Origin of the sequence: Nonomuraea turcica (genome assembly GCF_030718205.1) — a bacterium.
Classification (GTDB): Bacteria; Actinomycetota; Actinomycetes; order Streptosporangiales; family Streptosporangiaceae; genus Nonomuraea.
In genome coordinates, this window is record NZ_JAUZQF010000007.1 from 1 (window position 1) to 8952 (window position 8952).

Genomic DNA, 8952 nt, shown 5'->3' on the forward strand with positions numbered 1-8952 from the left:
ACATCGTGTTCCGTATCCAGACCGAGGAGCCGGTGCCCGCCCCGCATCCGGGGCCGAACACCGCGATCGACCGGGGCATCGCCGTCCCGCTCGCGCTGTCCACCGGAGAGAAGATCTTCCACCGTAACGAGTGGCTGTCCGGCGGGGAGCAGCAGCGCCTGCTCCGTCTGGAACGCAAAGCCGCCCGCCAGAAACGAGCCGCGAAACCCGGACAGCCTGCCAGCAGCCGGTTGAAGACAACCTACGACCAGATCGCCCGCCTGCGCGCCAAAGCCAAGCGCCGGGCCATCGACTGGCAGCACCAGACCACCGCCGAACTCACCGACCGGTTCTCCGTCATCGTGCTGGAAGACCTCAAGGTCACGAACATGATGGCGAGCGCCGCCGGCATCCTGGAAGCGCCGGGCAAGAATGTCGCCCAAAAGCGCGGCCTGAACCGCGCCATCGCCGGACAGGCATGGGGACGCACCGCCGAGTTCCTCACCTACAAGGCCACCGACAAGGGCGGCAAGGTCGTCTACATCCCGGCGCCGGGCACCAGCCAGGAATGCCACGCCTGCCACACGATCATCGAGGGCTCCCGGGAGAGTCAGTCCCGGTTCGTGTGCAAGAACACAGCATGCGGGTGGATCGGCAACGCCGACGTCAACGCCGCCCGCACCCAGTTGCACCGGTACAACTCAGCCGCCGGACGGGCGGTCACCGGACGTGGAGGCCCTGCCGTATTGGGGCCGATGAAGCGTCAAGCACCTCATGGTGGGACTGCGCGCACCATCCCCCAAGGAGCGGCAGCGTAGCGGCCATGAGAATCCCCCCATTCATGGGGAGGAGCACGTCAAGTTGAAGACGTGACGACCACGGCTCTGACCATCCAGGGTCACGTGGACTTTTGTCGCGTGGCCAGCGCGCTGTGTCCCCCCTTCCGATCGCAGGCCAACCCTCTACCGGAAGGAACGAACCCATGTCATCCCTGTCCATCACCCCTGTCGCCGGCCGCATAGGCGCCGAGATCACCGGCGTGCGGCTCGGCGGCGACCTGCCCGCCGACGTGGTCGCGGAGATCCGCCTGGCCCTCCTCCAGCACAAGGTGATCTTCTTCCGCGGTCAGGAGCACCTCGACGAGCAGAGCCAGGTGGCCTTCGCCACGCTGCTCGGCGAGCCGACCGCGGCGCATCCGACCGTGCCCTCGCTCGACGGCAACGCCCACATCCTCGACCTGGACTACCGCAACGGCCACAAGGTGGACCGCTGGCACACCGACGTGACGTTCGTGGACCGGCCGCCGCTCGCCTCGGTGCTGCGGGCCGTGACCGTGCCGGACGCGGGCGGCGACACGCTGTGGGCCAACACGGTGACCGCGTACGAGCACCTGCCGGCCGAGCTGCGCGCCCTGCTCGACCGGCTGCGGGCCGTGCACACCAACGCCTACGACTACGCCCGCCTGGCCGGGACCGACGACCGGGCCCGCGACTACGCCAAGGTGTTCGCCTCCACGGTGTTCGAGACCGAGCACCCGGTGGTGCGCGTGCACCCCGAGACCGGGGAGCGCTCGATTCTGCTGGGCGACTTCGCCAAGCGGCTGGTGGGTCTGTCCTCGTCCACGTCGGCCGCGCTCATCCGGCTGGTCCAGGAGCACGTCACCGAGGTGGAGAACACAGTGCGCTGGCGCTGGGCCACCGGTGACGTGGCGGTCTGGGACAACCGGGCCACCCAGCACCGGGTGGTGCACGACTTCGGCGACCGTCCACGCCGCCTGCACCGGGTCACGATCGCGGGCGACGTGCCGGTCGGTGTGGATGGGCGGCCCAGCGTGGTGCTGGCGGGCGACGCCGCCGCGTACTCGCCGATCGCCGCCTGACCTCCTCCCGCCGGGCCGAGTCGACTTCAGCCGACGTGGACGTGCGGGCGGCGTTCCAGGTCGGACTCGGCCTGGCGGAGCACCTCCCGGGTCAGCGGCGGCACGTCGCCGCCGCCGAAGACCAGATAACGCAGCATCGCCACGACCGGGTTGCCCTCGGTCCAGTGGAAGTAGATGTGCGGCACCGAGCCGGTGCGATCACGCAGGTACAGCAGGAGCGCGGCCAGCGTGTTGGGGACAGCGGAGCTCTCGATGGTGAGGATCTTGTGGCCGTACCGTTCCTCGCCCTTGACGTGCAGCTCTGTCTCGAACTCCGAGGCGTCCGGCACCGTCACCTCGACGAACAGCATCGGCTCGGAGCTGCGCAACCGGTGGTTCAGCCAGGTCTCGCGCAGCTTGTCGGTGTACTCGGTCTGGTCGCGGGTGTGCGGCTCGTTGGCGATCACGTGCACCTCACCGCAGGCGTCGTTGACGAACTGTTCGGCCAGCGCGTCCAGGTGCACCTCGGTGACGCGCAGCTCGGTGGAGCGGGTGGCGCGGGAGATCAGCGAGGTGACGATGATGGCGGCGATGAAGAAGGAGGCGATCTTGACGCCGTCCGGCCGCTCGATCACGTTGTCCACCAGCGTGTACGCCAGCACCGCCGTGATCGCCGCGTACGCGGCCGCCGCCTTGTGCTGGCGTTTCCTGCGGGCCGACAGCGTCACGGCGACGGCGGCCGAGAGCATGAGCACCAGCACGCCGGTGGCGTACGCGCCGCCCTGGGCGTCCACGTCGGCGTCGAAGATGATCGTGATGGCGAAGGCGATCAGCGAGAACACGATCACCAGCGGCCGCACCGCACCGGTCCACTCCGGCGCCATGCCGTAGCGCGGCAGGTACCTCGGCACCAGGTTGATCAGCCCGGCCATCGCCGAGGCGCCGGCGAACCACAGGATCGCGATCGTGGAGACGTCGTAGGCGGTGCCGAACCAGTCGCCCAGATAGCCGTGCGCCAGGTAGGCCAGCGCCCGCCCGTTGGCCTTGCCGCCCTCCTCGAACTCCTGGTGTGGGATCAGCACGGTGGTGACGAAGCTGGAGAAGATCAGGAACACGCTCATGATCAGCGCCGCGACCGTGAGGAGGCGCCGAGTGCCCGCGATCCGCTGCGGGATGTCGCCCTTGACGACCGGCATCACCGCGACGCCGGTCTCGAACCCGGACATGCCCAGCGCCAGCTTCGGCATCACCAGCAACGACAATCCGATCATGGCCAGCGGGCTGCTGAAGTTCAGGCTGAGCGCCCGCTGCCAGTCCACCACGACCTGCGGCGCCTCCAGCACCTGCACGATCGAGACCGCCACCACGACCGCGTTCAGCGCCAGGTAGACGAACACCAGCAGGACGGCGATGCCGATCGCCTCGCTGAAGCCCAGCAGGAACACCCCGCCGAGCGCCGCCAGCAGCACCAGCGTCACCAGCACCCGCTGCCCGTGCATGAAGTCCGGGACGAACGGGTTCTCCAGGATGTGCGCGGTCGCGTCTGCGGCTGACAGCGTCATCGTGATCACGAAGTCGGTCGCAGCGAAGCCGAGGAGCGCCAGCACGAACAGCTTGCCCCACCACTGCGGGGCCAGCTTCTCCAGCATCGCGATCGAGCCCTGCCCGTGCGGGCTCTCGGCCGCGACCCGCCGGTAGACCGGCAGCGCGCCCAGCAGCGTCAGCGCCACCAGCAACAGCGTGGCCAGCGGCGAGAGCAGCCCGGCCGCCAACGCGGCGATGCCCGGCTGGTAGCCCAGCGTGGAGAAGTAGTCCACGCCGGTCAGGCACATCACCCGCCACCAGGGGTGCTTGACGTGGGGACCGTGCTCGATCTGCTTACGGTCGGTCTGCAGGCCCTGGAGCAGCCAGGAGCGCAGCGTCCCTTCCGTGGCAGCTGGCCGTTTCGCCAGCACCATAACGGTCACCCTTCACCAAAACCCCACAAAGACGCATCGCACCCTATCCACGGCAGAGCGGAGTTTCATCAGGTCAGGGCGTCAAGAAAACGTATATATCCGCAGCCGGGCGCGTTGAGTCGCCGCCCGGCTGGAACGCCGCGTCCCGCGCGAGGTCTACTCGGCACGCTCCGCCGAGCCCGAGACACTGTGCTCGGCGAGGGTGGGCTGCTCGCCCTCAACGACACCGTGCTCGGTCAGGGCGGGCTGCTCCCCCTCGGAGACGCGGTCCTTGGCGAGGGCACGCTGCTCGATCTTCGGCTGGACCCGCTCGGCATCGGCCGTAGCGGGCCCAGTGGCGGACTCACTGGCGGGCTGCGCGGTCTCGGCCGGTGTGCCGGGCTGCGCCGCCCGGTCGAAGAAGCGCAGCAGCTCGACCGGCAGCGGCATGATCAGGGTGGAGTTCTTCTCGGCCGCCACCTCCACCACCGTCTGCAGCAACCGCAGCTGCAGCGCGCCCGGCGTCTTCGACATGATGCCCGAGGCGTCGGCGAGCTTGTGCGCGGCCAGCAGTTCGCCGTCCGCGACGATCACCCGGGACCGGCGCTCCCGTTCGGCCTCGGCCTGCCGGGCGATGGAGCGCTTCATGCCCTCGGGCAGCTGAACGTCCTTGATCTCCACCCGGTCGATGTGGATGCCCCAGCCGAGCGCGGGGCTGTCGATCATGAGCGCGAGGCCCTTGTTGAGCTCCTCGCGGTTGGTCAGCAGATCGTCCAGCTCGCTCTTGCCGATGATGGACCGCAGCGAGGTCTGCGCCACCTGCTCGACGGCGAACAGGTAGTTCTGCACCTCGACGGCGGCCCGCATGGGGTCCTGGACCTTGAAGTAGGCGACCGCGTCGACGCGTACGGAGACGTTGTCCCTGGTGATGCCCTCCTGCGTCGGTACGGGCATCGTGACGATCTGGACGTTGACCTTCCGCATGCTGTCCACGACGGGGATGAGAAATCTGAGGCCCGGTTGCCGGATCTGCGGCTGCGCCCTGCCGAAGCGGAAGACGATGCCGCGCTCGACCTGGTTGACCACCCTCACCCCGGTGACCGCGAGCAGGAAGAGCAAGAAGGCGATGACTCCGAGCACGATGTTGATGTCCATGGCCATGTCCCTTCTTTATCGAGCCTAGTCCCGAATTCAGCTGGTACGGGTGGCGAGGACCGTGGCGATGGCGTGCTCCGTCGTGACGTACGTGGGCAGCCGGGCGTCCACCCCGGTGATGCGCAGCAGGCGAGCGGGAGCGCCCTTGGCTGCGGCCAGGTGCGCGGCGGCGCCCTCGTCGGCGCAGGTGCGGGCGCAGGCCAGCAGGACGTGCAGGCCGGAGCTGTCCAGGAACGACAGCTCGGCCAAATCGAAGATCACATGGTCGCCGGGGCGGCGGATGCGTGCGACGTAGTCCGCGAGCTGGGCGCTGTTGGTGCGGTCGACCTCGCCGGCGAGGGCGATGACGCTCATGCCGGGAAGATGCTGATGAGTCAGGGTTAACGGGGCCATTCAGCGGGCCGGCTGCCTTTCCCTGCCCGAGTGCCCCAGGCTCCGGACACCCGTGGTGGGGTTACGGCGCAGGTGCAGGCTCAGCAGCGATCCGAGGCCGGTCTGCTCGAGGCCGACTCCGTCACACAGGTGCTGGATCACCCACAGGCCGAACCCGTGCGCGCCGGTCGGGTCGATCCGGGCGGTCGCCAGGTGGCCGGCCGACAGCCGGCCGGCGATGTCGAGGATCTCCACGGTGATCCCCTCGTGGGTGCCGCGCGCGGTGACCAGCCCGACCGCTCCCCCGTGGTCGAGCACGTTGGTGACCGCTTCGTTGACGGCCAGCACCAGGTGATCAAGCCGCTCACCGGTGAGGCCCGCGTGCCGGCCGCTGACACGTACCAGGTCGCGGATGAAGCCTAGGTCGTCGCTGACGGGACAGCGCAGCTCGAACTGCACGCTCATGATCGTCTCGCCCACCGGATCGTCGGGGATGGAAGGTGCGGGCGCTGTCCCTCTATCCCAGGGACAGATCGCCAAACGGGGCTCCTGGACAGCTCGTACTGTCGCCGTTCTCGGCTTTTGTGACGCAACTAACAGGACACCGTCTCTTTAACAAGAGCCCAGTGTCCTGTTAATGTCGTCATCGTGGGTGATAGCGGGAGCGTGCCCGACCGGGCGTTCGAACGCGCCCGGCGACCGGAGCACAAGCAGCAGCGGCGCGAGGCGATCCTCGCGGTGGCGCGCGAACTCGCCATCGAGTCAGGGGTGCGTGAGGTCAGCCTGCGCAGGGTCGCGGCAGAGGTGGGGCTGGCCAAGTCCAACGTGGTGCGCTACTTCAGCACCAGGGAGGAGATCTTTCTCGAGCTGACCGTGGAGAGCTGGCGGGACTGGGCGGACGACGTCCTCGGACGCCTCCGGGCAGGCGACGACGTGATCGACGCGCTGACCGAACCACTCGCCGCGCGCCCGCTCTTCTGCGACCTGCTCAGCCAGCTGGGGACGGCCCTGGAACACAACCTCTCCGTCCCGGCGGCCCTGACCTTCAAGGTCACGGTCCTGGACATCACCGGCGAGCTCGGCGCGGCGATCGCGCAGGCGCGCCCCGACCTGACCCAGGACGAGGCCGAGGAGCTGGTGGCGCGGGCGACAGGCTGCGCGGGCACGTACTATCCCGCCGCCAACCCGCCCCCCACGTTGGTCGAGCTCTACCGGCAACGCCCCGACCTCGCCGCCACGTGCCCCAAGCTGCTGCCCACCCTGAAACGCACCCTGGCAGCGCTCGCCGCCGGCCTGCCCACCCTGCGCGCCTGACGCGCCTCTCTAACCGATCGGAGTAATCATGTCCGCTTTGCCCGAGTCCGCAGAGCTTGAGCTTGCCCCCGACGACGACCCTGAGACCGAACCGGTGACCCCCTTGGTCGTCTTGGGCTCGGACACCGCCCCCGTGTGCACGGACGGAGTGTGCGTCCTGTGAGCACGCTGCGCATCGACATCTGGTCCGACGTCGTCTGCCCATGGTGCTACATCGGCAAGCGACGCCTGGAGTCGGCACTCGCCCGCTTCGAGCACGCCGACGAGGTGGAGCTGCACTGGCACAGCTTCCAGCTCGATCCCTCCCACCCCAAGGGACACCGCGAACCGTCCTTCGACACCCTGGCCAAGAAGATCGGCGCGCCGCTCGCCCAGATACGGCAGATGACGCAGCAGGTCACCGATCTCGCCGCCGCCGAAGGCCTGACGTACGCCCTCGACAAGGCCATCTCGGTCAACACGATCGACGCCCACCGGATGAGCCACCTGGCGGCGGAGCACGGCCTCGGCGGGCAGATGCACGAGCGGCTGCTCAGCGCCCACCTGGTCGAGGGCGAGATCGTGGACGACCCCGACACCCTGGTCCGCCTGGCCGCCGAGCTCGGCATTCCCGAGGACGAGAGCCGGCGGGTCCTGAGCGGCGACGCCTACGCGGACGCCGTGCAGGCCGACATCCGCGAGGCCCGCGGGCTCGGCATCACCGGTGTGCCGTTCTTCGTGCTCAACCGCGCCTACGGCGTGTCCGGCGCGCAGCCGGCCGACACCTTCCTGTCCGCTCTGCGCACCGCCCGCGAGCAGGCCGTCACGACGCGCTGACTCGCCCGGGTTCGAGTGTGGGCCCCCCCCCCCCTGGGGGCGGGCTCCCCGCCGGCGCGCTGGCCGTCCCGACGCGGTGACTCGCCGGGTTTGGTGTGTGGGCCGCGACCGAGTGGGTCGCGGCCCACACTCATGTCGTGCCCTGGATCACACACTGACGTCTTGCGTTGGGCGCAGATTAATTTTAGGTTAGCCTTACCTAAGTTAATCTTGGGTTCTGGGGGCATGCCCCTTCTCGTCTGTTCCCTCACAGGAAGAAGCCATGTCCATCCAGCTGCCGCCGTCCGCTGCGCCGCGCTCCGCCTACCCGGTGGACGTGCTCCCCCGCTCCGTCCAGGACCGTCTCCTCGGCCTGGCGCGGTCCGGCACGCCGGTCTCCGCCTACGTCTACGACGGCGAGGTGGCCGCCGAGCGGGCCCGCGAGTTACGCGCGGCGCTGCCCGAGTGGGCCGCCGTCTACTACGCGGTCAAGGCCAACTCCTTTCCCGGCGTCGTCGCGGCGCTGGCCCCCTACGTGGACGGGTTCGAGGTCGCCTCCGAGTCGGAGCTGGACCTCGCCCTCGGCCTCACCGGTACGGCACGGGTCGTGGCCGCGGGACCCGCCAAGTCCGTCCCCGTCCTCACCGCCCTGGTCAGAGCCGGTGTGGAGGCGATCAACGCGGAAAGCCTGCTCGAGCTCCACCGGATCAGCCGGATCGCGGTCGCCGAGGGCACCACGGCCAGGGTGGCGCTGCGCGTGAACCCGGCCGAGATCCCCGTCACGGGTTCCCTGCACATGGGCGGCGTGCCGTCCCAGTTCGGCGTGGCCGAGCCCGACGTGCCCGAGGTGCTGCGGGCCGCCGCCCGGCTGCCCGGTCTGGATCTGGTCGGCTTCCACGTCCACGCCGCCTCGGGCAACCTGGACGCCGAATCCCACGCCGCCTACCTGCGCTGGTGTCTGGACTGGAGCGTGCGCACCGCCGCGGGCAACGGCGTCGAGCTGCGCCACGTCGACATCGGCGGCGGCATCGGCGTCGCGTTCGAGGACGAGAAGCCCTTCGACGTCGCCCGCTTCGGCGAGCTGGCCGGGCAGGCCGAGCCGCCGCCCGGCGTGCGGGTGCTGCTGGAGCCCGGCCGTTTCCTGGTCGCCGACTGCGGCTGGTACGCCGCCGAAGTGACCGACGTCAAGACCTCCTACGGCAGGCGGTTCGTCGTCCTGCGCGGCGGCATCAACCACTTCCAGCTCCCCACGTCCTGGGACATCGTGCACAACATCGCGGTGCTGCCGATCGAGCGCTGGCCCGAGGGCTGCCCACGCCCCGCCGCCGGGGACGCCGAGGTCACGGTCGTCGGCGAGCTGTGCACACCGGAGGACACCCTGCTGCGCGACGTCCGCGTCGACCGGGTGCGGGCCGGTGACCTGGTCGTCTTTCCGAATGCGGGTTCCTACGGCTGGGAATTCGCCATGCATGCCTTCCTCGGTCACCCCGTGGCCGAGCGGCATCTGCTCTGAGCTCGTCCGGCCCGCCGGGCCGTACCGTC

The 8952-nt window shown here is 69.5% G+C and carries 9 protein-coding genes; 5 read left to right on the top strand and 4 right to left on the bottom strand.

Going from position 1 to position 8952, the window contains the following annotated elements:
* Nucleotides 1-797, top strand: a 797-nt coding sequence (locus Q9G87_RS19130) for an RNA-guided endonuclease InsQ/TnpB family protein (RefSeq protein WP_305917743.1), incomplete at its 5' end; no start/stop codon positions are given.
* 164 nt (nucleotides 798-961) lie between these two features.
* Nucleotides 962-1858 carry a TauD/TfdA dioxygenase family protein gene (locus tag Q9G87_RS19135; RefSeq protein ID WP_305917744.1) on the top strand — a complete coding sequence of 299 codons (897 nt, stop codon included), beginning with the start codon at nucleotides 962-964 and terminating at the stop codon, nucleotides 1856-1858.
* 26 nt (nucleotides 1859-1884) lie between these two features.
* Here the strand turns inward: Q9G87_RS19135 and Q9G87_RS19140 are convergent, their stop codons facing one another.
* From Q9G87_RS19140 to Q9G87_RS19155, 4 genes are all read right to left on the bottom strand, one after another.
* The gene (locus Q9G87_RS19140) at nucleotides 1885-3795 is read right to left on the bottom strand and encodes an APC family permease (protein WP_305917745.1); all 1911 of its coding nucleotides are present in this window, start codon (nucleotides 3793-3795) and stop codon (nucleotides 1885-1887) included.
* A gap of 156 nt (nucleotides 3796-3951) precedes the next feature.
* Entirely contained in the window at nucleotides 3952-4929 is a 978-nt protein-coding gene (locus tag Q9G87_RS19145; protein WP_305917746.1) for a slipin family protein, read from the bottom strand.
* 36 nt (nucleotides 4930-4965) lie between these two features.
* Nucleotides 4966-5322: an STAS domain-containing protein gene (locus tag Q9G87_RS19150; RefSeq protein ID WP_305917747.1), complete on the bottom strand. Its 357-nt coding sequence runs from the start codon at nucleotides 5320-5322 to the stop codon at nucleotides 4966-4968.
* Nucleotides 5323-5766, bottom strand: coding sequence for an ATP-binding protein (locus Q9G87_RS19155; protein ID WP_305917748.1), 444 nt, complete (start codon nucleotides 5764-5766; stop codon nucleotides 5323-5325). It abuts the gene before it with no gap.
* 183 nt (nucleotides 5767-5949) lie between these two features.
* Between Q9G87_RS19155 and Q9G87_RS19160 the strand changes: the two genes are divergently transcribed.
* From Q9G87_RS19160 to Q9G87_RS19170, 3 genes are all read left to right on the top strand, one after another.
* Nucleotides 5950-6615: a TetR/AcrR family transcriptional regulator gene (locus tag Q9G87_RS19160; protein ID WP_305917749.1), complete on the top strand. Its 666-nt coding sequence runs from the start codon at nucleotides 5950-5952 to the stop codon at nucleotides 6613-6615.
* Nucleotides 6616-6774: 159 nt separating this feature from the next.
* On the top strand, nucleotides 6775-7431 hold the full coding sequence (locus tag Q9G87_RS19165) for a DsbA family oxidoreductase (protein ID WP_371825797.1): 657 nt from the start codon (nucleotides 6775-6777) through the stop codon (nucleotides 7429-7431).
* A 262-nt stretch (nucleotides 7432-7693) separates the two neighbouring features.
* Nucleotides 7694-8923 (top strand): type III PLP-dependent enzyme domain-containing protein, encoded by a 1230-nt coding sequence (locus Q9G87_RS19170; protein ID WP_305917750.1) that lies wholly within the window; start codon nucleotides 7694-7696, stop codon nucleotides 8921-8923.
* Nucleotides 8924-8952: the final 29 nt, after the last annotated feature.